Origin of the sequence: Micromonospora sp. NPDC047812, assembly GCF_040704175.1 — a bacterium.
In the GTDB taxonomy this organism is placed as follows: Bacteria; Actinomycetota; Actinomycetes; order Mycobacteriales; family Micromonosporaceae; genus Micromonospora.
On the sequence record NZ_JBEYRY010000003.1, the window covers coordinates 127410 to 153950 of the forward strand.

General features: G+C 70.5%; 25 protein-coding genes, 1 tRNA gene and 1 pseudogene. 10 read left to right on the plus strand and 17 right to left on the minus strand.

All coding sequences use genetic code 11. The features are described 5' to 3' along the window. Positions 1–7: 7 nt before the first annotated feature. Positions 8–934: an NADP-dependent oxidoreductase gene (locus AB0883_RS15580; protein ID WP_366641852.1), complete on the plus strand. Its 927-nt coding sequence runs from the start codon at positions 8–10 to the stop codon at positions 932–934. 93 nt (positions 935–1027) lie between these two features. On the opposite strand, the gene AB0883_RS15585 is transcribed toward AB0883_RS15580, so the two are convergent. Next, complete coding sequence (locus AB0883_RS15585; protein ID WP_366641853.1) at positions 1028–1678, minus strand: hypothetical protein; 651 nt, start codon at positions 1676–1678, stop codon at positions 1028–1030. 243 nt (positions 1679–1921) lie between these two features. Between AB0883_RS15585 and AB0883_RS15590 the strand changes: the two genes are divergently transcribed. Then, entirely contained in the window at positions 1922–2548 is a 627-nt protein-coding gene (locus tag AB0883_RS15590) for a copper resistance protein CopC (RefSeq protein ID WP_366641854.1), read from the plus strand. A gap of 128 nt (positions 2549–2676) precedes the next feature. On the opposite strand, the gene gltX is transcribed toward AB0883_RS15590, so the two are convergent. From gltX to AB0883_RS15605, 3 genes are read right to left on the minus strand one after another with little or no spacing between them, the layout of a single operon-like run. Continuing rightward, a complete protein-coding gene (gltX, locus tag AB0883_RS15595; RefSeq protein WP_366641855.1) occupies positions 2677–4086 on the minus strand; it encodes a glutamate--tRNA ligase in 1410 nt (469 codons plus the stop codon). A gap of 48 nt (positions 4087–4134) precedes the next feature. Continuing rightward, complete coding sequence (locus AB0883_RS15600) at positions 4135–5412, minus strand: MFS transporter (protein WP_366641856.1); 1278 nt, start codon at positions 5410–5412, stop codon at positions 4135–4137. Then, positions 5409–6740 (minus strand): GH1 family beta-glucosidase, encoded by a 1332-nt coding sequence (locus tag AB0883_RS15605; RefSeq protein ID WP_366641857.1) that lies wholly within the window; start codon positions 6738–6740, stop codon positions 5409–5411. Before AB0883_RS15605 ends, AB0883_RS15600 begins: the two co-directional genes overlap by 4 nt. 186 nt (positions 6741–6926) lie before the next feature. Between AB0883_RS15605 and AB0883_RS15610 the strand changes: the two genes are divergently transcribed. Further along, entirely contained in the window at positions 6927–7373 is a 447-nt protein-coding gene (locus AB0883_RS15610; protein WP_121400347.1) for an SRPBCC family protein, read from the plus strand. 135 nt (positions 7374–7508) lie between these two features. Here AB0883_RS15610 and aceE read toward each other — a convergent pair whose 3' ends face one another. Further along, positions 7509–10253, minus strand: coding sequence for a pyruvate dehydrogenase (acetyl-transferring), homodimeric type (aceE, locus tag AB0883_RS15615; protein WP_366641858.1), 2745 nt, complete (start codon positions 10251–10253; stop codon positions 7509–7511). 185 nt (positions 10254–10438) lie between these two features. Between aceE and AB0883_RS15620 the strand changes: the two genes are divergently transcribed. Next, entirely contained in the window at positions 10439–10843 is a 405-nt protein-coding gene (locus tag AB0883_RS15620) for a YjbQ family protein (protein ID WP_132237228.1), read from the plus strand. A gap of 22 nt (positions 10844–10865) precedes the next feature. Here AB0883_RS15620 and AB0883_RS15625 read toward each other — a convergent pair whose 3' ends face one another. The 4 genes from AB0883_RS15625 to AB0883_RS15640 all read right to left on the minus strand — a co-directional run bounded on the left by AB0883_RS15625 (position 10866) and on the right by AB0883_RS15640 (position 13715). After that, the gene (locus AB0883_RS15625) at positions 10866–11663 is read right to left on the minus strand and encodes an ABC transporter permease subunit (RefSeq protein ID WP_366641859.1); all 798 of its coding nucleotides are present in this window, start codon (positions 11661–11663) and stop codon (positions 10866–10868) included. Next, positions 11650–12561: an ABC transporter ATP-binding protein gene (locus AB0883_RS15630; protein ID WP_366641860.1), complete on the minus strand. Its 912-nt coding sequence runs from the start codon at positions 12559–12561 to the stop codon at positions 11650–11652. The genes AB0883_RS15625 and AB0883_RS15630 overlap by 14 nt, the downstream gene beginning before the upstream one ends. After that, positions 12554–13033: a MarR family transcriptional regulator gene (locus AB0883_RS15635; RefSeq protein ID WP_366641861.1), complete on the minus strand. Its 480-nt coding sequence runs from the start codon at positions 13031–13033 to the stop codon at positions 12554–12556. The genes AB0883_RS15630 and AB0883_RS15635 overlap by 8 nt, the downstream gene beginning before the upstream one ends. Before the next feature lie 100 nt (positions 13034–13133). Beyond that, the gene (locus AB0883_RS15640; protein ID WP_366641863.1) at positions 13134–13715 is read right to left on the minus strand and encodes an NADPH-dependent FMN reductase; all 582 of its coding nucleotides are present in this window, start codon (positions 13713–13715) and stop codon (positions 13134–13136) included. A 93-nt stretch (positions 13716–13808) separates the two neighbouring features. Here AB0883_RS15640 and AB0883_RS15645 point away from each other — a divergent pair, with 93 nt between their 5' ends. The 5 genes from AB0883_RS15645 (at position 13809) to AB0883_RS15665 (ending at position 18105) form a co-directional block, all read left to right on the plus strand. Then, positions 13809–14291, plus strand: a complete 483-nt coding sequence (locus AB0883_RS15645; protein WP_366641864.1) for a MarR family winged helix-turn-helix transcriptional regulator — start codon at positions 13809–13811, stop codon at positions 14289–14291. A 51-nt stretch (positions 14292–14342) separates the two neighbouring features. Then, a complete protein-coding gene (locus AB0883_RS15650) occupies positions 14343–16841 on the plus strand; it encodes a transketolase C-terminal domain-containing protein (RefSeq protein WP_366641865.1) in 2499 nt (832 codons plus the stop codon). Between the two features lie 112 nt (positions 16842–16953). After that, entirely contained in the window at positions 16954–17391 is a 438-nt protein-coding gene (locus AB0883_RS15655; RefSeq protein ID WP_121400356.1) for a DUF3052 domain-containing protein, read from the plus strand. Positions 17392–17485: 94 nt separating this feature from the next. Then, complete coding sequence (locus AB0883_RS15660; protein WP_366641866.1) at positions 17486–17953, plus strand: peroxiredoxin; 468 nt, start codon at positions 17486–17488, stop codon at positions 17951–17953. Positions 17954–18033: 80 nt separating this feature from the next. Then, a tRNA-Val gene (locus AB0883_RS15665) sits at positions 18034–18105 on the plus strand. A 65-nt stretch (positions 18106–18170) separates the two neighbouring features. Here the strand turns inward: AB0883_RS15665 and AB0883_RS15670 are convergent. From AB0883_RS15670 to AB0883_RS15700, 7 genes and pseudogenes are all read right to left on the minus strand, one after another. After that, a complete protein-coding gene (locus AB0883_RS15670) occupies positions 18171–19466 on the minus strand; it encodes a site-specific integrase (protein ID WP_366641867.1) in 1296 nt (431 codons plus the stop codon). Positions 19467–19478: 12 nt separating this feature from the next. Continuing rightward, positions 19479–19682, minus strand: a complete 204-nt coding sequence (locus AB0883_RS15675) for a helix-turn-helix domain-containing protein (protein ID WP_366641868.1) — start codon at positions 19680–19682, stop codon at positions 19479–19481. Positions 19683–19783: 101 nt separating this feature from the next. Then, positions 19784–20863: a DUF3631 domain-containing protein gene (locus AB0883_RS15680; protein ID WP_366641869.1), complete on the minus strand. Its 1080-nt coding sequence runs from the start codon at positions 20861–20863 to the stop codon at positions 19784–19786. A gap of 173 nt (positions 20864–21036) precedes the next feature. Beyond that, positions 21037–21915, minus strand: a complete 879-nt coding sequence (locus AB0883_RS15685) for a hypothetical protein (protein ID WP_366641870.1) — start codon at positions 21913–21915, stop codon at positions 21037–21039. Positions 21916–21925: 10 nt separating this feature from the next. Next, complete coding sequence (locus AB0883_RS15690) at positions 21926–23323, minus strand: AAA family ATPase (RefSeq protein ID WP_366641871.1); 1398 nt, start codon at positions 23321–23323, stop codon at positions 21926–21928. Positions 23324–23769: 446 nt separating this feature from the next. Then, a pseudogene (locus AB0883_RS15695) lies at positions 23770–24105 on the minus strand (response regulator transcription factor); the annotation flags it as partial. Beyond that, a complete protein-coding gene (locus tag AB0883_RS15700; RefSeq protein WP_366641872.1) occupies positions 24027–24599 on the minus strand; it encodes a hypothetical protein in 573 nt (190 codons plus the stop codon). The gene AB0883_RS15700 and the pseudogene AB0883_RS15695, both read right to left, overlap by 79 nt. A 288-nt stretch (positions 24600–24887) precedes the next feature. Here AB0883_RS15700 and AB0883_RS15705 point away from each other — a divergent pair, with 288 nt between their 5' ends. Continuing rightward, on the plus strand, positions 24888–25388 hold the full coding sequence (locus AB0883_RS15705) for a DUF6223 family protein (protein WP_366641873.1): 501 nt from the start codon (positions 24888–24890) through the stop codon (positions 25386–25388). Between the two features lie 152 nt (positions 25389–25540). Here the strand turns inward: AB0883_RS15705 and AB0883_RS15710 are convergent, their stop codons facing one another. Beyond that, positions 25541–26413, minus strand: a complete 873-nt coding sequence (locus tag AB0883_RS15710; protein ID WP_366641874.1) for a hypothetical protein — start codon at positions 26411–26413, stop codon at positions 25541–25543. Between the last annotated feature and the right edge of the window lie 128 nt (positions 26414–26541).

Below are 26541 nucleotides of genomic sequence, written 5' to 3' on the forward strand. Positions count from 1 at the left end.
GGTCGGGGTGAAGGCGATCGCGATCGACACGTACGGCCCGGCCGACCTGCTGACCGTCCGGGACCTGCCCGACCCGCCGGTCGGCCCGGACACGGTGCTCGTACGGGTCCGGGCGGCCGGGGTGAACCCGGTCGACTGGAAGGTGCGCGAGGGGCACCTGGCCGGTGCGATCCCGGGTCACTTCCCGCTCGTACCGGGTTGGGACGCGGCCGGGGTGATCGAGGCGGTCGGGCCGGCGGTGACCGGGTTCGCCGTCGGCGACGAGGTCGTCGGCTACGTCCGACGCGACCACATCCAGTACGGCACGTACGCCGAACTCGTCCCGGCACCCGAGCGGACGCTGGCGGCCAAGCCGGTGCGGGCGTCCTGGGCCGAGGCGGGCGGCCTGCCCCTGGCGGGTCTCACGGCGTACCAGGCGCTCCAGTCGTCCCGCACCGGCGCCGGCGACACGGTGCTGGTGCACGGGGCGTCCGGCGGGGTGGGCCACCTGGCGGTGCAGATCGCCCGCGCGCTCGGCGCCGACCGCGTGATCGGCACGGCCGGCGCGGCCAACCACGACTTCGTCCGGTCGCTGGGCGCCGAGCCGGTCACGTACGGCGACGGGCTGGCCGACCGGATCCGCGCGGTCGCGCCCGACGGGGTGGACGTGGTGCTCGACCTGTTCGGCGGCGACGCGCTCGACGTGTCGGCCGAGTTGATCACCCGTCCCGCGCGGCTGGTCTCGACGGCCGACCCGGAGCACGTCACCCGGCTGGGCGGCAGCTATCTGTTCGTCAAGCCGTCGACCGTGGACCTGGGCATGCTCGCCGGGCTGGTGGACGCCGGCCGGCTGACCGTCCACGTGCAACAGACGTTCCCGCTGGCGCAGGCGGCGGACGCGCAGCGCCTGGTGGAGTCGGGGCACGTCCGCGGCAAGGTGGTCCTGGAGCTCTGACCCCGACCGGAGGCCGGGGACGTCGGCCCGCGACCGGCTCGCGCCGGCCCGGCGAGGGCGGTGGGGTGTCGGATGACGGTCGGGCTGCGCGGGTCAGCGGGTGCGGCGGCGGACCAGCAGCGCGATCCCGGCGAGCCCCGACGTGATGACCAGCACCACCGCGACGTTGAGCAGCAGCAGCCGCTGCAACTCGCCGAGCGCCTCGTCGATGTCCTTCGCCGGGTTGAGGGCGTCCTCCGGGATGACCCGCTCGCCGCCGCCGACGCCCCCGCTGACGGTGTCGAACTGCCGCTCCAGCGGCACGCCCGCCGTGCGGAGGGTCTCCGACATGCTGAGCCGGCCCAGGAACCAGCCCGCGACGGTCTTGCGGGCGTCCGGCTGCTTGGCCGGGCGGTAGACGCGCGGCCCGCCGACCGCCTTCGGGTAGAGGTCGTACGTCTGCTTCGGGACGTCACCGGCGAACACCACGAGGGTGTACTTCGGACCGAGGTCGGCCGCCTTCGGGCCCTTGGGCTGCCCCGTACGGCCGAGGAAGTTGACCTGGTCGATGATGGCCACCACGTGCGCCGGTTGGGCCTCGGCGCGCAGCCGCAGCGGCTCCGCCAACCCATGCCCGGTGATCTCCACTCCGGCCGGTGGGGGCTTCGGTGCCGCCGTCGCCGTCCCGGCCGGACCGAGCGACAGGACCGCCGCCGCGAGCCCGCCCGCCAACACCGCGACCAACCGCCGCATCGTTCGGACCATCGCCGCCTCCTCGCCCCGTTCGATGGCTGGCTTGCTGCAGGTCACGCGTTGGTTGGCTGACGGGGGTGACCGAACCCGTGCAGGGTGCCACCCTCAAGACTGCGCAGAACGTCGATCGGTTGCAGCTCGTGGAACAGTAATTGGAACTATCTGTGATCCCGGCCCGACCAATGAACGGTAGCCGTTGATCAGCGGGCGGATCGTACCTTTACGGAGGGGTTCATGGGGGGCAGGTTCCCACGAGTGGCGCGCACCTGGCCAGTGGTGCTCGGCGTGGCGCTCGGTGTGTCGTTGTTGTTGCCGGCCGCGCCGGCAGCCGCCCACAACTCGCTGACCGGCAGCGATCCGCGCAACGGCGCCCGGGTGGCCGAGGCGCCGTCCCGGATCGAGCTGCGTTTCCTGGCGAAGGTGGACCCGAATACGACGAAGATCACAGTCACCGGTCCGGACAACGTGGCCGCGCTGGGCGGCGCGGCGACCTTCTCCGGCTCGCGGGTGAGCGTGCCGTTCAAGCCGGGCCGGGCGGGGCTGTACATCGTCGACTACCGGGTGGCGTCCAGCGACGGGCACCCGGTCTCCGGTGAGGTGCGGTTCACCCTGACCACCGGCACCCCCGCCGAGTCGCCGACCGGCGCGGGCACCGCTGGCCCGACCGCTCCGGCGTCGGCCGTACCGCCCTCGCCCGGTGCCGCGCCGACCTCGGCAGTGCCCGATCCGGCGGGCGCGGGCTCGCCGGGATCCGCGGTGCCGGCGGCGAAGGAGAGCGACGACGCGGCCGGTCGCGGCTGGCTGTGGGCCCTCGGCGGCGTGCTTCTCCTCGCCGCCCTCGCGGCCGGCCTGCTGCTGCGCCGCCGCTCCGCCCGTCGCTGAGCGGCGCCCGCCCCGACGCCCCGACGCCTGGGCGCCCGCCCCGACGCCCCGACGCCTCGGCGCCCGGACCGGACGGTCCGGGCGCCGAGGGGTACGTCGCGCTGGCGCGGTGTGGCCCGCGTGGCGGCTCAGACCAGGCGGACCCGGGCGGCGCGCAGCCGGCTCAGGACGCGCTCGCGGCCGAGCACCTCCAACGACTCGAACAGCGGCAGCCCGACGGTGCGGCCGGTGACCGCGACGCGCACCGGGGCCTGGGCCTTGCCGAGCTTGAGCCCGCGCTCGGCGCCGACCGCCTCCAGCGTCGACTTCAGCGTCTCCGCGTCCCAGGACTCGAGCGCCTCGAACGCCGCCGTGGCGGCGTCCAGCAGCTCCGCCGAACCCTCCTTCATCGCCTTGGCCCAGGCGGCCTCGTCGATCAGCGGCGAGGCGAGGAAGAGGAAGTCGACGTTCGGCACGATCTCGCTGAGCAGCGCGATCCGGGTCTGCGCCAGCGGGGCCACGGCCGCGAAGGCGTCCGCGTCGAACTCCTCGGGCTGCCACGGCGGCGGGGCGATGGTGCCGGTGCCGGTCAGCCACGGCCGGCAGGCCTCGACGAACTCCTCGACTCCGAGCGCCCGGATGTACTCGCCGTTGAACGCCCGGAGCTTCTTCTCGTCGAAGAACGCCGGGGAGGGGTTGACCTCCTCCAGGCGGTACTCCTGCTCGATCACCGACCACGGGACGATCTCCCGGTCGCCCGACGGCGCCCAGCCGAGCAGCATCAGGTAGTTGCGCATCGCCTCGGCCAGGTAGCCCTCGTCGCGGAACGCCTCCAGCGCCACCTTGTCCCGGCGCTTGGAGAGCTTCTGCCGCTTCTCGTTGACCACGACCGGCACGTGCGCCCAGATCGGCGGCTTGACCCCGAGGGCGTCCCAGAGGAGCTGCTGCTTGGGGGTGTTGGGCAGGTGCTCCTCCGCCCGGATCACGTGGGTGATCCCCATGGTCATGTCGTCGACCACGTTGGCGAGCAGGAAGACCGGCGAGCCGTCGCCCCGGGCGATGACGAAGTCCTCGATCAGCTTGTTCTCGAAGGTGGGCTCGCCGCGGATCAGGTCGACCACCACGGTCTCGCCCTCGTCGGGCGTGCGGAAGCGCAGGGCGCGCCCCTCGCCGGCCGGCAGGCCCCGGTCGCGGCAGAAGCCGTCGTAGCCCTGGTACTGCGAGCCGGTGCGGGCCTGCACGGCCTCCCGGGTGCAGTCGCAGTAGTACGCGCGGCCGGACTCGTGCAGCCGCGCGGCGGCGGCCCGGTGCTCGCCGGCGTACTGGGACTGGAAGTGGGGGCCCTCGTAGCTGCCGCGCTCGATGCCGATCCAGTCCAGCGCGGAGAGGATGCCCTCGGTCCACTCCGGCTTGTTGCGGGCCGCGTCGGTGTCCTCGATGCGGAGCACGAACACCCCGCCCTGCTGCTTGGCGTAGATCCAGTTCTGCAGCGCCGAGCGGGCGCCGCCGACGTGGAACATACCGGTCGGGGAGGGGGCGAAGCGTACACGTACCGTCACGTCCCCAGCCTACGGCGGCCCGCGACCGGATTCCGCCAGGGGTGCGGCTCAGGGCACCGAGCGGATCTTCAGCACCAGGGCGCTGCCCAGCACGGTGACCGCCGCGGTGACCGCGTAGAGCACCGGATAGCCGCCGAGGTGCACCACGAGCGGGGCGGAGATCGCCGGCCCGAGCACCTGCGGGGCGGAGTTGGCGATGTTGATCACGCCCAGGTCCTTGGCCCGGTCGGCCGCGGCCGGCAGCACCTGGGTGATGAGCGCGGCGTCCACCGACAGGTAGACGCCGTAGCCGGCGCCGAGCAGCAGCGCGACGAGCACGGCCACCGGCCAGACCGGCGCGACGGCCAGCAGCAGCGCGGCGACCGCCATGATCCCGCCGGCGGTGATGACGAAGACCTTGCGCCGGCCGGAGCGGTCCGACAGCCGCCCGGCCACCACGGCGGTGGCCGCCAGGCCGGCCGTGTAGAGCAGGATCAGCACCAGCAGGCCGCCCTCGGGGTCGACGTGGCGTACCTCGTCGGTGAGGAAGTAGAGCAGGTAGAGCGTGCCGAGGGCGTTGCCGAGCTGCACCAGGAAGCGGGTGATCCAGGCCCAGCCGAAGTCGGGGTGGCGGCGCGGCGAGATCCACATCGACGCGAGCAGGGCACGCCACCGCAGCGCCGGCCGGTGCGCCCGGGGCAGCGGGTCGTCGGCGGTGAGCAGCGCGAACGGCAGGGCCAGCAGCAGCACCGCCGCCGCCATCGCCACGTAGCCGGCGGCGGTGCCGCTCACCACGGCGGTGACCAGCACCACCCCGAGCACCAGCCCCAGCGCCTGGGGGATGCCGACCCAGCCGGAGACGCCGCCCCGCTGGGCGACCGGCACCCGGTCCGGCACGGCGGCGGTGAGGCTGGCCAGCATCGCGTTGAAGCAGACCTGCGCGGCGACCCAGCCGAGTGCGACCCCGGCGACGGTGCGCTGCTGCGCCAGCAGCACCAGGGCCGCCGCGCCGAGCAGCGCGCCGCCGCCGGTCCAGACGTGCCGCCGGCCGAACTCCCGCCCGGCCAGCCGCAGGCAGGTCCGGTCCGACAGCGCCCCGGCGAGGGGGTTGGCGAGCACCGCGGCGAGCGCGCCGAGGCCGGTGACCACGGCCAGCGCGGTCTCCTTGTCGGCCGGCGCGATCCGCCCCAGCTGCTGCGGCAGCAGCACCTGGATCGGCGTGAAGAACGCCATCCAGACCCCGAGGTTCGCCGCGAAGATCAGCGCGATCCAGCCCCGCCGCACCGGCACCGTCGGCTCGGCGAGCGCCGCCGGCAGCGACGCGGGCGTCGGATCGACGGTGGTCACGGCCGGGCGATCAGGTCACGGAACCAGGCGTACGAGGACTTGGGCGTACGGAGCTGGGTGTCGAAGTCGACGTGCACGAGGCCGAAGCGCTTGGTGAAGCCCTCCGCCCACTCCCAGTTGTCCAGCAGCGACCAGACGAAGTAGCCGGTCACGTCGACGCCCTCGGCCATCGCCGCGCGTACGGCGCGCAGGTGTCCGTCGAGGTAGGCGATGCGCTCCGGGTCGTGCACCCGGCCGTCGGCGTCGGGCGTGTCGTCGTAGGCGCAGCCGCTCTCGGTGACCTGGATCGGCGGCAGGTCGCCGGCGTACGTGCGGTGCAGCCAGCCGAGCAGCTCGCGCAGCCCGTCGGGGGCGACCGGCCAGTCGAAGGCGGTGCGCGGGTATCCGTCGAGCGGTACGAACTCGAACGGCAGCGGCGAGCCCTCCTGCGGGGCGCGTACGCCGGTCGGGTTGTAGTAGTTGACGCCCAGCACGTCGATCGGCGCGGCGATCACGTCGAGGTCCCCGGCGCGCATCACGGCGGTGTCGAAGCCGAGCCCGTCGGGGTAGCCCCGGCCGAACAGCGGGTCGGTGAAGAGGCGGTTGTGCAGTGCCTCGTACGCGGCGACGGCCGCCCGGTCGGCGTCGGTGTCCCCGGCCGGCCGCACGGGCGAGTAGTTGTTGGCGATGGCGATCGGGCTGGTGGTGCGCGTCCGCAGCGCGGCGACGGCGAGGCCGTGGGCGAGCAGTTGGTGGTGGGCCACCGGGAAGGCGTCGAAGAACAGCGTCCGGCCAGGGGCGTGCTCGCCCGTGCCGTGGCCGAGGCTCATGTGGATGAACGGCTCGTTGAGGGTGATCCAGAGCTTCACCCGGTCGCCGAGGCGGGCGGCGGTCGCGTCGGCGTACTCGGCGAAGCGGTGGGCGGTGTCCCGGTTCAGCCAGCCGCCCGCGTCCTCGATGGCCTGCGGCAGGTCCCAGTGGAAGAGCGTGGCGACCGGGTCGACGCCGTGGGCGAGCAGGTCGTCGACGAGCCGGTCGTAGAAGTCCAGCCCGCGCGCGTCGACCGGGCCGTCGCCGGTGGGCCGCACCCGGGGCCAGGCGATCGAGAAGCGGTACGCCGAGACGCCCAGCCCGGCCAGCAGCGCGACGTCCTCGGCGTGCCGGTGGTAGTGGTCGCAGGCCACGTCGCCGGTGCTGCCGTCGGCGATCCGCCCGGGGGTGTGGGCGAAGGTGTCCCAGATGGACGCTCCCCGCCCGTTCTCGTCGACGCCGCCCTCGATCTGGTAGGCGGAGGTGGACACTCCCCAGCGGAAACCGGCGGGGAACTCGGGCATCGCTGCGGTCGACATGCGTCCTCCCGGCGTACGTGAATCGTGTTCGCGACTCTAGAGCGCCGTCGATCGATGCGCCATAGGTCTTCCGGCGCCGCAGCGCAATGGATTTCGGCGTGTCTTTTCCAAACCCGTCCTAGTACGTCCGAATTTGCGCATAGAGTGCCGATATCGTGGGATGTCCTCACTGGAGGAAAGACGGAAATGATCCTCGTGGAACGCAGTGCGCACGTGATGGCGCCAGTGGAAGCGGTCTGGGACGTCGTGCAGCGGGCCGAGCAGTTGCCGGCCTGGCTGGCGGGGGTCCGTGCGGCCGAGGTGCTCTCGGGAGAGGGCTTCGGGCGACGACAACTCGTCCAGGCCGGACGTGGCGCCGCGCATGAGGCCGAGGTGATCGCCTATCAGGCGCCGACCCTGATCGGCTGGCGCGAACGCGCCAAGGGCGCCGGTGCCCGGGCGGAGGCGCGCACCGAGATCTACGTCCAGCTCACCGCGGACGAGGAGGAGGGCGGGACGATCGTGCGGCTCATCGTCGTACGCTGGCCGGCCGGTCCGGTCAAGGCCGCCCTGCTCCGCCTCGGCCTGCGCAGGGTCGGCGCCGACCTGGAGGACTCGCTCGCCCGGCTGACCGATCTGGCCGCCGTCGGCTGAGCCGGGCACGTCCTGGCGTCACCCGCGACGGCGGTGGCCCGGTGTCCCCGCCAGGGACTCCGGACCACCGCCGCTTCGCTCGTCGGACGACGAAGGGCCCGGCGCACCCGCGCCGGGCCCTTCGTCGCGTACGTCCTAGCTGTCGCCGCCGGTCTCGCCGACCGGGGCCGCGTTGACGTCCTCGATGGCGTACTTCTTGGCCGCCTCGGCCGGCACGCTCGCCGGCACCGTGCCGCGCAGGGCGAGCTGCCGCAGCGTCGCCACCACCACCGACTCGGCGTCGACGTGGAAGTGCCGGCGCAGGGCGTGCCGGGTGTCGGACATGCCGAACCCGTCGGTGCCGAGCGAGGTGTAGTCGCCGGGCACCCAGCGGGCGATCAGGTCCGGCACCGCGCGCATCCAGTCGCTGACCGCGACCTTCGGGCCCTCGGCGTCGGCCAGCTTCTGCTGGATGTACGGCACCCGCTGCTCCGCGCCCGGGTTGAGCAGGTTGTGCTCCTCGCACTGCACCGCGTCCCGGCGCAGCTCCGTCCAGGAGGTCACCGACCAGACGTCGGCGGCCACGCCCCAGTCCTGAGCCAGCAGCTGCTGCGCCTTGAGCGCCCACTGCATGCCGGTGCCCGAGGCGAGCACGTTGGCCTTCGGCGCGTCGTCGCCCACCGACGGGGCGGGGGAGTAGCGGTAGATGCCCTTGAGCAGCCCCTCGACGTCCACCCCCTCCGGCTCCGCCGGCTGGAGGATCGGCTCGTTGTAGATCGTCAGGTAGTAGAAGACGTTCTCCTGCGCCTCGCCGTACATCCGGTGCAGGCCGTTCTCCACGATGTGCGCGATCTCGAACGCGAACGCCGGGTCGTACGCGACCACCGCCGGGTTGGTCGCGGCGATCAGGTGCGAGTGGCCGTCCTCGTGCTGGAGCCCCTCGCCGTTGAGCGTGGTCCGGCCGGCGGTGGCGCCGAGCAGGAAGCCCCGGGCCATCTGGTCGGCGGCGGCCCACAGCCCGTCGGCGGTGCGCTGGAACCCGAACATCGAGTAGAAGATGTACATCGGGATCATCGGCTCGTCGTGGGTGGCGTACGCCGAGCCCGCCGCCGTGAACGAGGCGACCGAGCCGGCCTCGTTGATCCCCTCGTGCAGGATCTGCCCGCCGATGGCCTCCTTGTACGACAGGAACAGCTCCCGGTCGACCGAGGTGTAGCGCTGACCGTGCGGCGAGTAGATCTTCTGCGTCGGGAAGAGCGAGTCCATGCCGAAGGTGCGGGCCTCGTCGGGGATGATCGGCACCCAGCGCTTGCCGAACTCCTTGTCCTTCATCACGTCCTTGAGCAGGCGGACGAAGGCCATCGTGGTGGCCACCTTCTGCTTGCCCGAGCCGCGCTTGACGTCGGCGAAGCGCTCCGGGCCGGGGATGGCCAGCCGCTTCTGGCCGGAGCGCCGCGACGGCAGGTAGCCGCCGAGCTGCTGGCGCCGCTCCTTGAGGTAGGCGATCTCGTCGGACTTCTCGCCCGGCGTGTAGTACGGCGGCAGGTAGGGGTTGTCCTCCAGCACCTTGTCCGGGATGTCCAGGTAGAGCCGGTCGCGGAAGGTCTTCAGGTCCTCCAGCGTCAGCTTCTTCATCTGGTGGGTGGCGTTGCGGCCCTCGAAGTGCGAGCCCAGCGTCCAGCCCTTGATCGTCTTGGCCAGGATGACGGTCGGCTGGCCGGTGTGCTCCATCGCCGCCTTGTAGGCCGCGTAGAGCTTGCGGTAGTCGTGCCCGCCCCGCTTGAGGTTCCAGATCTCGTCGTCGCTGAGATCCTCGACCATCTTGCGGGTCCGCTGGTCGCGACCGAAGAAGTGCTCCCGGACGTACGCCCCGGACTCCGCCTTGTAGGTCTGGTAGTCACCGTCGGGCGTGGTGTTCATCAGGTTGACCAGCGCGCCGTCGGTGTCCGCGGCGAGCAGCGGGTCCCACTCGCGGCCCCAGACCACCTTGATGACGTTCCAGCCGGCGCCCCGGAAGAACGCCTCCAGCTCCTGCATGACCTTGCCGTTGCCGCGCACCGGCCCGTCGAGCCGCTGGAGGTTGCAGTTGATCACGAAGGTGAGGTTGTCCAGCTCCTCGCGGGCGGCCACGCCGATCGCGCCGAGCGTCTCCGGCTCGTCCATCTCGCCGTCGCCCAGGTACGCCCACACGTGCTGGTCCGAGGTGTCCTTGATGCCCCGGTGGTGCAGGTAGCGGTTGAACCGCGCCTGGTAGATCGCGTTCAGCCCGCCCAGGCCCATCGAGACCGTGGGGAACTCCCAGAAGTCCGGCATGAGCCGGGGGTGCGGGTACGACGGCAGGCCGCCGCCCGGGTGCGACAGCTCCTGGCGGAACCCGTCGAGCTGGTGCTCGGTCAGCCGCCCCTCCAGGAACGCCCGCGCGTACATGCCGGGCGAGGCGTGGCCCTGGTAGAAGATGTGGTCGCCGCCGCCCGGGTGGTCCTTGCCGCGGAAGAAGTGGTTGAAGCCCACCTCGTAGAGCGAGGCCGAGCTGGCGAAGGTGGAGATGTGCCCGCCGACGCCGATCTCGGGGCGCTGCGCCCGGTGCACCAGCATGGCCGCGTTCCACCGGACGTACGCCCGGATCCGCCGTTCCACGTGCTCGTCGCCCGGGAACCACGGTTCGCGCTCCGGCGGGATGGTGTTGATGTAGTCGGTGGTGGTCAGCGACGGCACCCCGACCTGGCGCTCGCGGGCCCGCTCCAGCAGGCGCAGCATGACGTAGCGGGCGCGCTTGGTCCCGCGCTCGTCGATGACACCGTCGAGCGACTCGACCCATTCGCTGGTCTCTTCAGGGTCGATGTCCGGAAGCTGGCTCGGCAGACCAGCGGTGATCACCGGGCGCTTGCGTTCCGTAGCCACAGGCGTTCCCTCGGTTCTGTGTGGGATAGGTCTCTAGCGCCATCCTGCCTCCTGGTGGCACCCGCCGTCACGCCCACCGCCCGGAGACGCGACGCGCGACACAGGTACCCGCCGGTAACTTTGCGCAACGGGGCCGCCCGGTGGGAAGTGGGCGGCCGTCGACCCCCTCGGGCAGAATGCGTCGTATGCGCAGTGAGGTCATCACCGTCCAGACCGGGGCCCGGCCGACCGTCCGGGACATCACGGCGGAGGCCGAGCGGTTCGTCGCCGGGCAGGGCGACGGCCTGTTGCACGTCTTCGTGCCGCACGCCACCGCCGGGCTGGCGATCATCGAGACCGGCTCGGGGTCCGACGACGACCTGCTCGCCGCGCTGGACGACCTGCTGCCCACCGACGACCGGTGGCGGCACCGGCACGGCTCGCCCGGCCACGGGCGCGACCACGTCCTGCCGGCGTTCGTCCCCCCGTACGCGACGCTGCCGGTCGTCGACGGCCGGCTGGCGTTGGGCACCTGGCAGTCGGTCTGCCTGGTCGACCCCAACGGCGACAACCCGACCCGGACCGTCCGCTTCTCGTTCCTCCCCGGCTGACCGCCCGTTCCAGCCCACCCGGTCAGACCGCCACGTCGCGCCGGGCGAAGGTGACCGCGCCGACGGCGGCCAGCGCCGCGGTGGCACCAGCGAGCAGCAGCGCCCCGACCGGCTGCACCCCGTCGACCAGCGGCGAGCCCCCCAGGTACCAGTGGAACGGGGACAGCTCCCGCGCCCAGGTCAGCCCCTGCACCCGGGGCAGGACCGAGTTCGCCAGGTAGCCGAGCACGGCGACTCCGGCGCCGACGCCGAGCGCGGCGGCCCGCCGCCCGGTGGCCGCGCCGACGGCGAAGGCGAGCGCGGCGAAGGCCAGCCCGAACAGGGCCAGGTGCAGGGTCATCGCCGCGAAGCCGCCGACGGTTATGCCGTCGAACTGCGCCGGCCCGCTCAGCGCGACCATCGCGAGGCCGAGCAGAACGGCCACCGCCACGATGCCGACCGCCACCGCCGCGAAGCGGAGCAGGACGAGCCGGGTCCGGCCGACCGGGTGGGCGAGCACCAGGTCGAGCGTGCCGGCCTCCTCGTCGCCGGCCACCGCGCGGGCCCCACCGGCGATGGCGAAGACGGCGACCAGCAGCGGGACCAGCAGGCCGTACACCGCGCTGCCGAGATAACCGGCGGCGCTGGTGAGGTCGCTGTAGTTGAACGCCTCCAGCAGCCCTTCCGGGTACGCCTCCAACGCCTCCGTCATCTCCGGCGTCTGCATCGTCGGCCAGAACGAGGCGTACATCGCCCCGACGGCGACGATCGCCACGGTCCAGCCGAGCAGTGAGCGGCGCGCGTCGTGCAGGGCCTTGGTGAACGGGTCACGCAGCAGCACGGGCGGACTCCTCCCGCGAGTAGTAGCCGAAGAACAACTCCTCCAGGTCGGGCTCCTCGCAGAGCAACCCGACCACGGTGTGCCCGGCGGCCGCCTTGACCAGGGCGTCGGCCCGTCCGTCGAGGCGGCAGCGCAGGGTGGCTCCCGTGACCGTCACCTCGCTCACGCCGGGCAGGGCGGCGAACTCCGCCCCGACGACCGGCTCGGCGAAGGTGACCTCCACCCGGCGTACGGCCCGCTCGCGCAGCTCCTCGACTCGGGCCACGGTGACCAGCCGACCCTCGCGGATGATCCCTACCCGGTCGGCGGTCTGCTGCACCTCGCTCATGACGTGCGAGGACATGAACACGGTCCGGCCGTCGGCGCGGGCCTCCCGCACCATCGACAGGAACTCCTGCTGGAGGAACGGGTCCAGCCCGCTGGTCGGCTCGTCGAGGATCAGCAGCTCCGGTTCGTGCATGAACGCCTGCACCACGCCGACCTTCTGCCGGTTGCCCTTGCTGAGCCCCCTGATCCGCCGGCCGAGGTCCAGGTCGAGTCGGGCGGCCAGCTCGGCTATCCGGGCCCTGGGCACCCCGCCGCGCAGGTTGCCCAGGTAGGTGAGCAGTTCCCGGGCGCTCTGCCGGCCGTCCACCACGAAGTCGCCGGCCAGGTAGCCGATCCGGCGGCGCAGCGCGACGCCGTCGTGGCGGGGGTCCGCGCCGAGGACGCTGATCCGGCCGCTGGACGGGCGGATCAGGTCGAGCAGCAGCCGGATCGTGGTGGACTTGCCGGCTCCGTTGGGACCGAGGAACCCGTACACCTCGCCGCGCTCGACCCGCAGGTCCAGCCCGGTCAGGCCCCGGTTGCGCCCGTAGGTCTTGACCAGGTTCGCGGTCTCGATGGCGGGGTCAGCCATCCCTGCCTCCCTTCTTCGCGTACTCGGACTCGAAGCGTTCGACGAGCTTCGGCACCTCGCGTTCGACGAACGCGTAGAAGTCGCGCATCACCCGCAGCCGTTCGCTGCCGGGTGCGTCCTCGCCGCCGACGAGGAGCAGCCCTCGCTCCATCAGCTGGCGGAACACCCGGAACTTGGCGGCGTCGGCGGCGATCCGGATGATCGCGTCCGGCCTGACCTCGTAGGCGTGCCCCCGGTGGCCCGGCACCGGCACCCGCCGGGCCAGGCCGCTGGTCTCCAGCATCCGCATGCCGGTGCTCACGGAGCCCTTGGAGAGCCCGAGCCCTTCGGCGAGCTGGCTGCTGGTCTGCCACGGCGGTTCGCAGACCAGCAGCCAGCCGAGCAGCTTGCCGTACGCCGGTGGCAGGCCGAGCCCGCTCAGCACGACGGCGGCTTCCTCGGCGTAGTGCCGTTGGGCGGACAGTTCCGTCATGTGCTCCCCGTTTCGAACGTTCAATATGTTCTGAACGAAAGATACGCGCGAGAGCGGCGCCGGGCAAGGGGCGTAGGCGTGCACGCCCCGGAGGCAGCGGTCAGGCGGCGGCGAGCTGGTTGATGCGGATGCGGGTGGCCAGGGCGTCGAGCAGGCCGCGCAGCAGCGCCGCCGTCGTCTCGTCCGTGACGGTGCCGTCCTGGGCGATCTTCTCGTGCGCGTTGGTCACGATGATCTCCGGCTTGCTGAGCACCGTGGAGTCGGTCCACAGGAACAGCTGCCGGAGCTGGAGCTGGGCCCGGACGGTGCCCATGCCGGTCGGCGCCGCGCCCATGATGGCCACCGGCTTGTGCGCCAGCGGCGACACCCAGGAGGTGATCGGGAAGCTCGGCCGGGACGCCCAGTCGAGCGCGTTCTTCAGCACCCCGGGCACCCCGTAGTTGTACTCCGGGGTGGCGATGAGCAGCGCGTCCGCCGCCGCCACCCGCCGGCGCAGGTCGACCACGGGCGCCGGCGGCGTGGCCTCGACGTCCTCGTCGAAGGGCGGGATGGCGCCCAGTCCCTCGTACCGCTCGATGGTCAGCCGCTCCGGGGCGAGGCGCTGCGCGGCCCGGATCAGCGCGGTGTTGTACGACGCGTGGCGCAGGCTGCCGGAGATGGCGAGGACCGAGAAGTCGGACATGGCGGGGTGCCTCCGTTCGGCGCTCGACGCGATTTGCGTGAGCAGCTAAACAGTAGAGCTACTAAACTATTGACCGCAAGTAGGATGTGGGGCATGGCGCAGCACACCGCCCCCTCCACCCCGCCGCATCCCGCCGACCGCGCGGCGCTGGCCGGCGACGTGGTGCGCCGGATCACGCACGTCGCCGCCGCGCTGCGCCACCACCAGGATCTGGAGATCGCCGAGCTGGGGCTGACCCCCGCGACCGCGCGGGCGCTGCACGAGCTGGACCCCGACCGGCCGCTGCCGGCCCGCGACCTCGCCGAAGGGCTGGGCTGCGACCGCTCCAACGTGACCGCCCTGGTCGACAAGCTGGAGCGGGCCGGGCTGGTCGAGCGGCACCCCGACCCCGCCGACCGGCGGCAGAAGACGCTGGTGGTGACCGGGCCGGGGCGGCAGGTGCGGGCCCGGGTGCACCAGGTCATGACGGACTCCCGCCTGCTCGCCGGGCTCACCGTCGAGGAGCTGGCGACCCTGCGCGAGCTGGTCTGGAAGGTCTCCGACGGCGGCTGCCCCGAGCGGTGCGACGACGACTGAACGACACCGCGTCATTCGTGTCCGAGTGGGCGCACGGGCCGCTCGTCGGTAATGCTGTCCGACGTGACCACCCCGCAAGATCTCGACGACCGGTTCCGGGAGACGCTGGCCGCGCTTGCCGCTCCGCCGCAGCGGCGTGATTCCGCACGGCCGGTCACCGACGACACGACGCTGACCGGCGCGCGGGCGCTGGACCTCTTCGACGCGCAGGCCACCAGCCGCCAGCTCGACCTGGCCGGCCGGTGGCTGCACAGCTTCGGCGAGGGCTTCCACACGATCGGCTCGGCCGGCCACGAGGGAAACGCCGCGGTCGCCGCCGCGCTGCGCGCCACCGACCCGGCGCTGCTGCACTACCGCGCGGGCGCCTTCTACTGCGTCCGCGCCGACCAGGCCGCCCGGTCGACCCCGGGCGAGCGGCCCGGGGCCGAGCAGGGCGAGGTCGACCAGCCGGTTGCGGCGGACCGGCCGGTCGAGGCCGCGCTGGCCGACCCGGACGGGCCCGGCGACCCCTCCGCACCGGACGCCCCGGCCCCGGAGGAGCCGACCGCCGGCTCCGGATCCGTCGTGGACCGGCCGCTCCGCCCGGGGTACGCCGAGGCGGCCCGCGACGTGCTGCGGGGCATGGTCGCCTCCAGCCACGAGCCGATCGCCGGCGGGCGGCACAAGGTCTTCGGCCGCGCCGACCTGGCCGTTGTCCCGACCACCCCCACCATCGCCTCGCACCTGCCCCGCGCCGTCGGGATGGGACTGGCGGTGGAGCGGCTGCGCCGGCTGGAGACCTTTGGCCGGCGGGACGGGGTGCGGGTCGGCAGCGGCGGGGGCGCCGCGCAGGCGTCCTGGCCGTCGGACGCCATCGTGGTCTGCTCGTTCGGCGACGCCTCGGTCAACCACGCCAGCGCCACTGCCGCGTTCAACACCGCCGGCTGGTACGACCACACCGGCCTGCGCATCCCGGTGCTCTTCGTCTGCGAGGACAACGGCCTGGGCCTCAGCGTCCGCTCCCCGAAGGGGTGGGTGGAGACCACGCTGCGCTCTAAGCCGGGTGTCCGCTACTTCGCCGCGGACGGCGACGACCTGGTGCGGGCGTACGAGGTGGCGGCCGAGGCGGCGGCCTGGGTGCGCCGGCACCGCCGCCCCGCCGTGCTCCACCTGTCGACCGTGCGGCTGATGGGGCACTCCGGCGCGGACGCCGAGACCGCCTACCGCAGCGCCGAGGAGATCGCCGCCGACCTCGACCGCGACCCGCTGGCCGGCACCGCGCGGCTGCTGGTCGGGGCGGGGGTCGCCACCGGTGGGGAACTGCTGGCCCGCTACGACGAGATCGGCTGGCAGGTGCGCCGGATCGCCGAGGAGGTGCTGGACGAGCCGAAGCTGACCGCACCCGCGGAGGTGCTGGCCCCGCTGGCCCCGCGCCGGCCGGTCCGCCTCGCCCGGGCGGTGGCCGACGCGGCGGCCCGCGCCGCAGGCCCCGGCGCCGCCGCCCGTACGGAGGCGTTCGGTGGCCGGCCGCCCGAGCTGACCGGCCCGCTGACGCTGGCGCAGAGCATCAACGCCGCGCTCGCCGACGGGATGCTCGACCACCCCCAGATGGCCGTGTTCGGCGAGGACGTCGGCGCCAGGGGCGGCGTCCACGGGGTGACCGAGGGGCTGCGCGACCGCTTCGGCGCGGCCCGGGTCTTCGACACGCTGCTCGACGAGACCTCGATCCTCGGGCTGGGGCTCGGCGCCGGGCTGGCCGGGATGCTGCCCGTGCCCGAGATCCAGTCCCTGGCGTACCTGCACAACGCCGAGGACCAGGTGCGTGGCGAGGCCGCCACGATGCAGTTCCTCTCCCAGGGCGCCTTCCGTAACCCGATGGTGGTGCGGGTGGCCGGCCTGGCGTACCAGGAGGGCGGCGGGCACTTCCACAACGACAACTCGGTGGCCGTACTCCGGGACGTGCCGGGCCTGGTGATCGCGGTGCCGGCGCGGCCGGACGACGCCGCGCCCATGCTGCGCACCTGCCTGGCCAGCGCGGCGGTGGACGGCAGCGTCTGCGTCTTCCTGGAGCCGATCGCGCTCTACCACACCCGCGACCTGTACGCCGAAGGTGACGGTGAGTGGCTGGCGCACTACGCGGAGCCCGGCGCGTGGACCGGCGGTCACGTGCCGATCGGGCGGGCCCGCGTCTACGGCGTCGGCTCCGCCGAGGACGTCACGATCATCACGTTCGGTAATGGAGTGCCGATGTCGCTGCGCGCGGCGGCGACCCTCGCCGACGAGGGGATCGGCACCCGGGTGGTGGACCTGCGCTGGCTGTCCCCGCTGCCGGTGGCCGACGTCATCCGGGAGGCGGCGGCGACCGGCAGGGTGCTGGTCGTGGACGAGACGCGCCGCTCCGGCGGGGTCGGCGAGGGGGTCATCGCGGCCCTGGTGGATGCCGGATATGTCGGGGCAGCGCGGCGAGTGGCCGGAGTTGACTCGTTTGTACCATTAGGTCCGGCGGCCCGTCAGGTTCTGGTCTCCGAGGAAGCAATTACCCAGGGTGCCCGCACGCTTCTGGCACGGTAAATTCCGTTCCACCCGGTGCGCCACTTGCGCGGGGAGCCACAACTGTGTGGACTTTGCCTGACGGCGTCGACGCGGCGCCGCGGGCAGGGATGAGATGAGGAGGCACGCGACAGTGAGCGCGACCGCTGGTCAGGCCGCCGACGGGGTACGCAGCCTGGCGGACCGGTTCGGGATCGAACCGGGGATGGTCGTCATGGAGATGGGGTACGACGACGACGTCGACCAGGATCTCCGTGACGCCCTGACCGACCGCTGTGGAGAGCTGGTCGACGAGGACACCGACGAGGTGGTCGACGCGGTGCTGGTCTGGTACCGCGACGGCGACGGTGACCTCTTCGAGCTTCTCGTCGACGCCCTCGGCCCGCTGGCCGACAACGGTGTCGTGTGGCTGCTCACGCCCAAGGCGGGGCGCGAGGGGCACGTCGAGCCGAGCGAGGTCGCCGAGTCCGCGCCCACCGCCGGCCTCCAGCAGACCTCCACCGTCAACGCCGGCCGGGACTGGAGCGGCGCCCGCCTCGTCCTGCGCCGCGGCGCCAAGGGCAAGAAGTAGGCCGACGCCGGCGATCACCCGGCGATCACCCGGCGGCGCCCGCTGCCGGATGTGGCAGGCTGTTGACCATCCGACCCCATCCTGAGGAGCTCGCATGCCGATCGAGGTTGGCGCCGAGGCGCCGGACTTCGTGCTCAAGGACCAGAACAACCAGGAGGTCCGGCTCTCGGACTTCCGTGGCAAGCGCACCGTGCTGCTGGTCTTCTACCCGCTCGCCTTCACCGGGATCTGCCAGGGTGAGCTGTGCGAGGTGCGGGACAACCTCAACGACTACGTCAACGACGACGTCCAGGTGCTGACCGTCAGCGTCGACTCGGTCTACGCCCACAAGATCTGGGCCGACAAGGAGGGCTACCAGTTCCCGCTGCTGGCCGACTTCTGGCCGCACGGCGCGGTCGCCCAGTCGTACGGCGTCTTCAACGACGTCGCCGGCATCGCCAACCGGGGCACCTTCGTGATCGACAAGGCGGGCGTGGTCCGCTTCGCCGAGATGAACATGCCGGGCGAGGCGCGCGACCAGCAGGGCTGGCGCAAGGCCCTCACCGAGGCCGTCGCCGCCTGACCAACCGGGCACGCCGTACGACCGGGCCGGTGGAGGGCAGGGTAAGCTTGCCACCCTCCGGCCCGCCGTACGGGCGTTCCGGGCGCGTAGCTCAGTGGGAGAGCACTCGCCTTACAAGCGAGGGGTCGCAGGTTCGAAACCTGCCGCGCCCACACTCTGACCAGCACCCGAGCAGGGCACCGGATGACCGGTGCCCTGCGTCGTCTCAGTTGTCGTCTCAGTTCGTTCGCCAGAGCAGTCCGGCGACCTGCTCGGCGATGCCGGAGATGAGTTCCGGGGCGAGGTGCTGATAGCGGGTCGTCATCGCCATTTGCGACCAGCCCATTACCTCCATGACCGCGCGGGTCGGCACGCCGAGCACCAGGAGTATGGTCGCGGCCGTGTGCCGGGCGTCGTGCAGGCGGGCATCCCGTACGTTCGCCTCCTTCAGCAGCGCCTTCCAGGCGTCATGATCGGCGCGCGGGTCGATCGGTCGGCCGTTCGGCTGGGCGAACACCCAATCGCCTTCCTCCCAGAGTTGGGCTGCGGTCTCCCGTTCCTTCTCCTGGGCTGCCCTGTGCTGCTTCAGCGCTTCGAGCAGGGGAGCGGGAACACCGACGGCACGGCGACCGGCCCGAGACTTCACGTCGACCTCTTTGAGGCCGCCACCGTGGCGCTGAGGGCATTTGCTGGCGTGCCGGGTGCAGTCGCGGGGGCACGGCGGCGGACACGCGAGCTGGTGGCGCTTGCAGTCCTTCGGGCAGGGCTCGACCTTGTGCAGGCGAGCGCCGCACGCGTGCGGGTTGTCGCAGCCGTGCTGCCACCGGTGCCGTTGAAGCTGCCGCGGCGTGCGGAGAAGCCCCTTGTCCAGGTCGACCCGACGCCACTTCAGTCCGAGCGCCTCGCCCTTCCGTAGACCGAGCGCGAGCGCCAGGGCGAAGCGCACTCCGTTTCGCTGCCCAGCGGCGACGGTCAGAATCCGCTGCGCCTCCTCGACGGTGAACGGCTCGATCTCCTGTTCCTCAATCCGCGGTGCCTTCGCCAACTGCGCGACGTTGCGCATCAGATGCCCCCGCCGTAGGGCGACGTTCAGCGCGGTCTTGACCGTTCGGTGCGTCTGATGGGCGGTGGCTGGCGCGCTGCCAGAGCGGATCATTTTGGCGTAGAGCTTCTCCAGGTGCTCCGGCTCCAGGCGGTCGAGCCGGTGAGCGCCGATTCCGGGAATGAGGTGCTTGTACACGGCGGCGCGATAGCCCACCAACGTGGTTTCCCGGACGGACGGGGCCGCGATCGTTTCGACCCAATGGGTGAGCCACTTTTCGGCCGTCCACCGCTGACCGGTCTTGCGGACCGTGCCGCTGTCGCGCTCCCGTTCGAGTTGGCGAACCTTCTTCGTGACCGCGGCCTGCGTAGCGGCCTGGACGTGCCGGCGGTCGGGCTTCCCGTCGTCCTTCACGCTGACGGTCACCCGGCCGTGCCAGTAGCCGTCGTTGCCCTTGTAAATGCTGGACGCGCCGTTGGGATTGCGTGGCAAGTCGATCCTCTCTCAGGCGGCGGGGGTGATGGGCTGGTCGAGCAGGTTGCTGACGTACTCGTTCAGGCACTGGACGGGAACGCGGCGGAGACGGCCGATGGTGACGGTGCGAATGTCGCCGCTCTTGATGAGGGCGTACATGCTGGTGCGGCCGATACCGAGGCGTTGGGCGGCTTCTTCGATGGTCAGCACGATGCGGTTGTCGGCGGTAGTCACGGCGTCCTTCCGGGGTGCTGGTGGGGCGGGGGTAGCCGTCCCAGCCGTCCCAGCCGTTGCAGTGCAGGTCAGGGCTGGGACGGCTTGGGAGGTGGGACGGCTTAAGCCGTCCCAGCGGTGGTGTGGGTGGTGGTTGGCTGGGACGGCTTGAGCCGTCCCAGGGGTATGACCCGTCCCGGGGTTGAGCTGGGCTGGGACGGCTGGGACGGCTGGGACGCCTCCCCCTGGGGCACCGGGTTGGGGGCAGGGCAGTAGCGGTTCCATGCGTCGGTGAAGTCGGCTTGGTAGTAGCCCTTGACCTGCCCGTATGTGCCGCCGAACCGGATGTTCGCGGAGCGAATCTCGTATTCGGCGAGGAGTTGACCAAGCTTCATGGCGGTGAGGCCGGTTCCCGCCTTGCCGTACTCGGCCCACGGCGCTTCGGGATCGGTGCGGAGTTTGTCGAGTAGGACGCTGCTGGGGATGGCAGGTCGGCCCTGGTTGTCGACGGCGTTGACGGCCCGGAAGGCGGCGCGGCAGTCGGCCAGCAGCCGAATGCGGTCGGACGGCACAGCGGCCCCGTCACGTTCCGCGGTGAGGTTCTCGCACGCACGGCGTGCCCGCTGGGGCCAGGTGCCGCCGGCCAGGTCCGCAACGGCCACGAGGGGTTCCCAGGTATCGGCGGCCCGGTCCTCTACCGGCATGCCCGGTTCGGCGGTTTCCAGGTCGCGCAGGTTCGCGCGGAGCCATCCGGTGAGCTGTCGGGCGAGGGCGCGTAGGGCGGGGCTGTCGCGGCGGTGCCGGTATGGGGCGACGGTTTCGCCGGGGGCGCGTCGGCGCATGCGGATGACGACGGCGCGGTCTTCGATGGTGTCGGGCATCGCGCCGATACCCGCCAGGGCGGCCATGGAGAAGGTGGGGATCTTCTCGACCTTCTGCGCGGCGGCGTCCCAGCGGATCGCGGGCCGGTTGCGCTGGTGTCCCGCGTTCAGCAGTCCGCGCAGGTCCTCGTTCGCTTCGGCGGCGGCCCCGAAGATGGTGTCGGCTTCGTCTACGAGCAGGGTGGGCGGGTCGTCGGTGCCGATGGCCCGATACACAGCTGCCGGGGAGGCGTTGACGGTGATCAGCGGCGCGTAGCAGGTCGCCTCCACCACATCCAACAACCGGGACTTGCCGCAGCGCTTCTCGGGTGCGCGGATCACGAGCCGGGCCGCGTGTGCCCACGCGGGTTGGGCGTGGCTGGCGGCGATCCACAGCGCGACAGGGTTTCCTGCGGCCTTGAGGTGGTGTGGTAAACATGCTGATCTTTACGCTCGCCCATGGAGGCGGCATGGGTTGGGAGACTTTGGCGCAGGAGTCCTGCGATGAGGCCGAGTCAGGTCGTAGCGCAGAAACAATCTGGTTCTTTGCCCCATGCGTTGATGCCGCGGTCTTTGGCCCAAGAGTCAAGTTTGAAATAAAGTCCCGTCGATTGCAGATCGGCACAAGAGAAGGCGGCTCGCAATGCTCTTGATAGAGAATCGGCGCCTGCGCTCCCTCCGCAGCTTCTGCGAATGATGGTCGCAAAGGTTGCGATTAAGTCGTGGCCAGAGCAGTAGCGAAGAGGGTTGAGTATTTGGGCTGCCTCAGACTTAATTATCATTTCTAATTCATCGGGGGAGATGCTGCAATTAGTGGTCCTTGTGATTGCCTCGACTGCTAACTTCCTCGGGTCGACAGTGTAAGTCTGCCAGTCGATCACCTTCTCGACGGGAAAGTGTCGTAACTTAAGTTGTAGCCCATCTCGAATTGATGCAAGACGCAGTGCACCAATGATGGCGGAAATTTGGGTGGCCAGATAAAAAATGCTCCCCGTTCCGGTCCTTTCGAGGAGTTGCCGAACCTTCTCCCGGTCGCAGTGTGAGGAGGTTATCCGGCTGACAATTCCTGGGCAGTTCATTAAGGTGGCGTCAAGATCGTAGTCGTCCGTGTAGATCACATTAGGTGAGTTGTATGCGGGGTAAAGAATGCCGGTCCAGTCGAGATCTGAAATCGCGACAACCTTCGCCATTCTTCGGTCGTCGGCAATCCTTATCGCACCCATCAAGATCGAGTTCCCGGTAGTCGGAAGCGTAAAGCACTCACTTTCCTTAAGGTGGGGGTCGAGGGCTGCTATGTCCTCTGGTCCCTCAACAAGAACAATCGCCCGGGAGTCGTTCGTCCGAATCATGTCGATTTCGGAAATGATCGTATCGGCATCAATCGAGTCCTGCATTGCGTTCTTCCTAGTATTCGTCATGCTCGTCCTGCGGCGTCAAAGCGATTGCCCTGTCCCACCACTTGTGAATAATCTGCGGGCTGTGTGTGGCGACAATGAAGCGCAGTGACGTTAGGCTCGAAATTCTGGCAATGTCGCTTAGGAACTGTCGCTGCCATGCGGGATGAAGGGATATCTCTGGCTCGTCGATGAGCACAAGAGTCCCTGGTGTGACGCCGAAAAGCAGACCATAGACCAGCACGAGTTCATGTTGCTCACCCGAGGATAATGCGTCGGCCGATATCTCTTCTTCGTTGTGAGTCCGGAATACGAAGCCACGCTCGCGATCGATTCTTATTTGCTTGAACAGAAAGCGAGCGTTGATGATGTCTCTAAATAATTCCACTCGTTGCAGAATGTCGAGGAAGGAGTGGAGCTTATCTTCTGAGTCTTGCAGGTAAGTCCAGAGGACGAGGCGTTGCCAATCGGCTAACCGATTGCTCGGTAGTGGTAAATCCGCCTGCGCTTCGGTGAGGCCGATTGCGGCCAATCGGTCCCGGAGTTTGGTTTGTTCTTGGTACCGCATGAGGATGGATGAATCCGATATGTTGCGAGGCGGTGCGGGTTGCCTAAATAGCCTATGAGGGAAAGTTTGGTCGAGTTCCTGAGTGATTTCAGAATTCTTAGCGAGGACTTCGCTGAGGCGGCGCGCGAGGTCTGCTGCTAGGTAGCGAACGCGTGTCCTTGTATGGGGGTCCTGCTCGTTGGCATCTTCTGAGTTGGGGACGTAGAGAAGCCGCTGTGTTTCAATGACGTAGACGGAGGTCGCAGCAAGAAACTCGGCAAGTTCCTGGGGCGTCCTTAGCCTTTCAAGGCGCGATCTAGCGGCCTTGGATGTGCGTGCTGTTAGACCTCTCAGGATGCCTGATGGGCGGTCACTAGCGAATTCCGTCCTTGAAGTTATGTGATCAACCTGTATAGCATGGTTAAATTGGACGTTAACGTCTCCATGGGTGATGTATGCCTTAGGTTCGACGTCGACCTGCCGTGTCCAATCGACTGCGAGCTTATTCGGCTGAAGCAGTTGAAAATTCAAGCGGGTGACCGGAGCTAGTAGGGTGTCAATGAAGTGTTCCTCTGTGTCGAATAGGGTGTCTGGTTGAGACCAATCCGAGCCCCGCATCTCGCGCCTGACTATCTGAAGTTCAGATTCGTCGTCAAAATGGAAGCGGGCGACATCGAAGGGAATGCTTGCCAGCTTGTCGTAGTCCATGAAGAACGTGGCTTTGATCAACTCGAAGAGCTTAGTCTTTCCGACGCCGTTAGGGCCATGTATAATTACGAATTCCCATTCTTCAGGGAAGAGAATGTCATGATTGAATGACCCGAGTAATCCTTCGACGGAGATGGAGACTATGGCTCGCACGTGTCGTTTATCTTTCTTTCGATCTCTGTATTGTTCCTGCATAGATCAATGCACTCCAATGGGTCGTCAGGCCGGCTGAGTGGCCGGTTGCATGCGAACCTTCCTGAGTTGCCCTCGCAGGGGGCAGTCCACTGCGGACTCAGCGTCTCACTTCTAGTCTCGTTCGTCGACGTTCGGTCAGGTCCGGACCGGTTCGCCGACCCCGGCCGTACCTGTTGACGCCCGTGCTGGAACATGTCCGAACGGGACATCATGGAACTTACAAGCGAGGGGTCGCAGGTTCGAAACCTGCCGCGCCCACCCATTCACCAGCAGCACCGGCATCGGCTCGAAGCATGGCGGCCGGGGACGGGTCGACAGGGGCATCGGGACGGCGGATCGCGCGCCGTCCGCCGCACCGCTGCCGGCGGCCTACGGCCGAGCTGATCGGCCCGTGACCGGTGGTCTCAGCGGTTGCGCGGGGTGACCAGGCCGGATTCGTAGGCGAGGACCACGAGTTGGGCCCGGTCCCGGGCGTGGAGCTTGATCATGGCCCGATTGATGTGGGTCTTCGCGGTCATCGGGCTGATGACCATGCGTTCGGCGATCTGGTCGTTGGACAGGCCCTGGGCGACCAGGGCGACGGCCTCGCGTTCGCGGGCGGTCACGCCCTCCAGTCCCCTGTCGAGACCGGCGGGGGGCGGCTGGGTGACGTACCGGTCGATCAGCCTGCGGGTGATCGACGGTGCGAGCAGCGCGTCGCCGCGCGCGGCGACGCGTACGGCGTGCAGGAAGTCCTCCGGCACGATGTCCGCGCGATGTGCAGCCGTCCCTCGTCGGCGCGGCGCCGCGCGGTCTCCTCCCGGGTGCGCTCGGCTTCCTCTGCCCGCCGTTCGGCCTGCCGCAACGCTTCCCCCGCAGCCCCGGCCGCGATCAGCCAGGCCAACTCGAGGGCGCCCCGGGCCTGTGCGAACGCCTCGCCCGTGTCGTGCAGGCCCGAGGCCAGGGCCGCGAGGGGGAGAGCGGCCAGCATGATCACGCTTGCCGCGACCGTGATGCTCCGGTGCCCCGCCCGTACGGCGGTGTACACCGCGAACAGGTACGCGACGGCGGGTACGTCGAAGCCAGCTGCCTGGTAGCCCACCGCGCACAGTCCGGTGACGGCCAGGGTGGGAACTGGCGCCGGGCGGCGCGCTGCCAGCGCCAGACCGCCGCCGGTCAGTAGCGCGTAGCCGGGCAGATCGAGGTTCGTGGCGGCGTGTCCGGACAACCCGGTGACCAGCAGCGTCGCTGCCACACCGACGGCGATCGCCCAGTCTCCGACGCCAGCCCGGACCTCGGACCGCCCTGTGCCCATGCGCGCACCTTAACCGGATGCCGCCGCAGGCGGATCCCGCTCGGGAACGAGCGGTCGCGTACCGCGCCCGCAGTACCTTCCCGCCGCCCTGCGGCATCCGTGGCAGCCGCATGCCCCAGCGGCGGCAGCAGGAAGTGCGTCCGGCTGCGGGACGACCCGCGGTACGCCCGGCGACATGATCGGGCGACACCGATCCCGGAACGGGACGCAGGAAGAGAGGAGAGCGACGTGAGCCCATCAGGAGCCCTGTCGCCGGTCCGACGTGTGCTCGCCGTGGTCGGGGCGGCCCTGCTCGGGGTGTTCGCGCCTGCCGTACCGGCGGCCGCGAACGGCTCGGCCCAGCCGGTCGCCGCCGGCGTCACCGCCATGAGCTCAGGGCGACTCGGGGCCACCGTGGCCGTCGTGCTGGGACTGTCGGGTGTGGTCGTCGGTGGGCTGGCTCTGGCTCGCCCCGCCGGTCGTTTCGGTACCGGCTCCGGGCGACTCGGCGTCGTCGTGGCCGTGGCGGCCGGGCTGATCGGCATGGCCCTCGGTGGGCTGGTCGTGGCCACCTCAGACGGCGCCGTCGGCACCGGCAACGGGCTGGGCGGGGCCATCGTGGCGTTGGTGGTCGGGCTGGTCGCCGTGAGTCTCGGTGGGCTGGCCCTGGCAAGCTCCCGTCGTCTGCGCCGCACGGCTGACCGGCCACGTGCCGCGGTGGTCGGCCCCGAGCCCTCGGACGGTGGCTGAGGCGAGCGCTTCCGCCTCGCCGATCACGGCTCCCGGCGGCGGGGTCCGGGGAGCCGCAGGCCAAGGGCGCGGCCGTCGCGACGAAACCACGACCGGTGCGGGACGGGCCGCCGGACGACCGGCGGCCCGTCCCAGCTTTCTCGAACGATGGGTCAGCTCGCGCAGACGGCGTACGCGCGCACCTTCCAGTTGCCGCTGAAGCCGTCCTCGTCCTCGGCGGCGGAGACGGTGACGACGGTCGAGGTGGTGGCCCGCATCTGGGTCAGGCGCACCTCCCCGTCGCCGCCGAGGATCTCGCCGCCCACCCCGTGCACCCGCGTCCCGGTCGGGCAGGTGGCCGTGATCGACCGGGTGGCGGCGGAGCTGTAGAGGCTGTCGTCGATCACGCGCTGTTCGCCGGGCAGCGGGTCGGCGCAGATCGCGACCGCGTCCAGCCACCAGCTGCCGGCGAAGCCGGTGCCGTCCTCGGCGCCCGCCACCACGACGCTGTTCTGGTGGATTCGCAGGTCCTCCAGGACGACCTCGCTGTTCGCCGCCCCGACGACCGCGCCACCGACCCCGATGGCGTGCTTGCCGGCCGGGCAGGACTTCTCGAACCAGTTCGACGTGCCGAAGCTGGGCGCCGAACTGCCGGACACCGTCACCAGGCCGGCGGGCGGCGTGGCGCAGATCGCGTTCGCCGTGACCGCCCAGTTGCCGCCGACGCCGTTCTCGTCCTCCCGGCCGGTCACCGAGTACGCGTCCCCGCCGATCAGCGGACGCATGATGTCCATGCCGACCTGCCCGAGGCCGGAGCCGGTGATCGCACCACCGCCGCCGATGACCTTGGTGCCGGCCGGGCAGGTCGCGTTCTGCGTCTTCGCGGAGCTGTTGCTGGGGCCGGTCGTCGTCTTGACGCTCAGCCCGGGCACCGCCGCCACCGGCCCGGCGAGGGCCAGCTGGCCGAGTACGAGCGCGCTCAGCGCGGCTCCCCCCACGGTGGCCGTCCGACGCGTCCACCGGGTGCGGTTCGATCCCTCTCGCATGGTGTCTCTACCTTTCTCAGGGCTGTTCGGTATCGCTGACACCGGTAGGAGCGCGGTCGGGTCGGGATGCCAACAGAAAGACCCGAAGAAAAAAATCCGCGGTTCTACTGGACCCGTCGACGAGCACT

Bases quoted from the DNA above. Each gene is read 5' to 3' on its own strand.
- AB0883_RS15585 (WP_366641853.1), bottom strand. From the start codon at position 1,678: ATGGTCCGAACGATGCGGCGGTTGGTCGCGGTGTTGGCGGGCGGGCTC.
- AB0883_RS15605 (WP_366641857.1), bottom strand. From the start codon at position 6,740: ATGTCGACCGCAGCGATGCCCGAGTTCCCCGCCGGTTTCCGCTGGGGA.
- AB0883_RS15610 (WP_121400347.1), top strand. From the start codon at position 6,927: ATGATCCTCGTGGAACGCAGTGCGCACGTGATGGCGCCAGTGGAAGCG.
- AB0883_RS15620 (WP_132237228.1), top strand. From the start codon at position 10,439: ATGCGCAGTGAGGTCATCACCGTCCAGACCGGGGCCCGGCCGACCGTC.
- AB0883_RS15630 (WP_366641860.1), bottom strand. From the start codon at position 12,561: ATGGCTGACCCCGCCATCGAGACCGCGAACCTGGTCAAGACCTACGGG.
- AB0883_RS15635 (WP_366641861.1), bottom strand. From the start codon at position 13,033: ATGACGGAACTGTCCGCCCAACGGCACTACGCCGAGGAAGCCGCCGTC.
- AB0883_RS15640 (WP_366641863.1), bottom strand. From the start codon at position 13,715: ATGTCCGACTTCTCGGTCCTCGCCATCTCCGGCAGCCTGCGCCACGCG.
- AB0883_RS15645 (WP_366641864.1), top strand. From the start codon at position 13,809: ATGGCGCAGCACACCGCCCCCTCCACCCCGCCGCATCCCGCCGACCGC.
- AB0883_RS15650 (WP_366641865.1), top strand. From the start codon at position 14,343: ATGCTGTCCGACGTGACCACCCCGCAAGATCTCGACGACCGGTTCCGG.
- AB0883_RS15660 (WP_366641866.1), top strand. From the start codon at position 17,486: ATGCCGATCGAGGTTGGCGCCGAGGCGCCGGACTTCGTGCTCAAGGAC.
- AB0883_RS15685 (WP_366641870.1), bottom strand. From the start codon at position 21,915: ATGCAGGACTCGATTGATGCCGATACGATCATTTCCGAAATCGACATG.
- AB0883_RS15710 (WP_366641874.1), bottom strand. From the start codon at position 26,413: ATGCGAGAGGGATCGAACCGCACCCGGTGGACGCGTCGGACGGCCACC.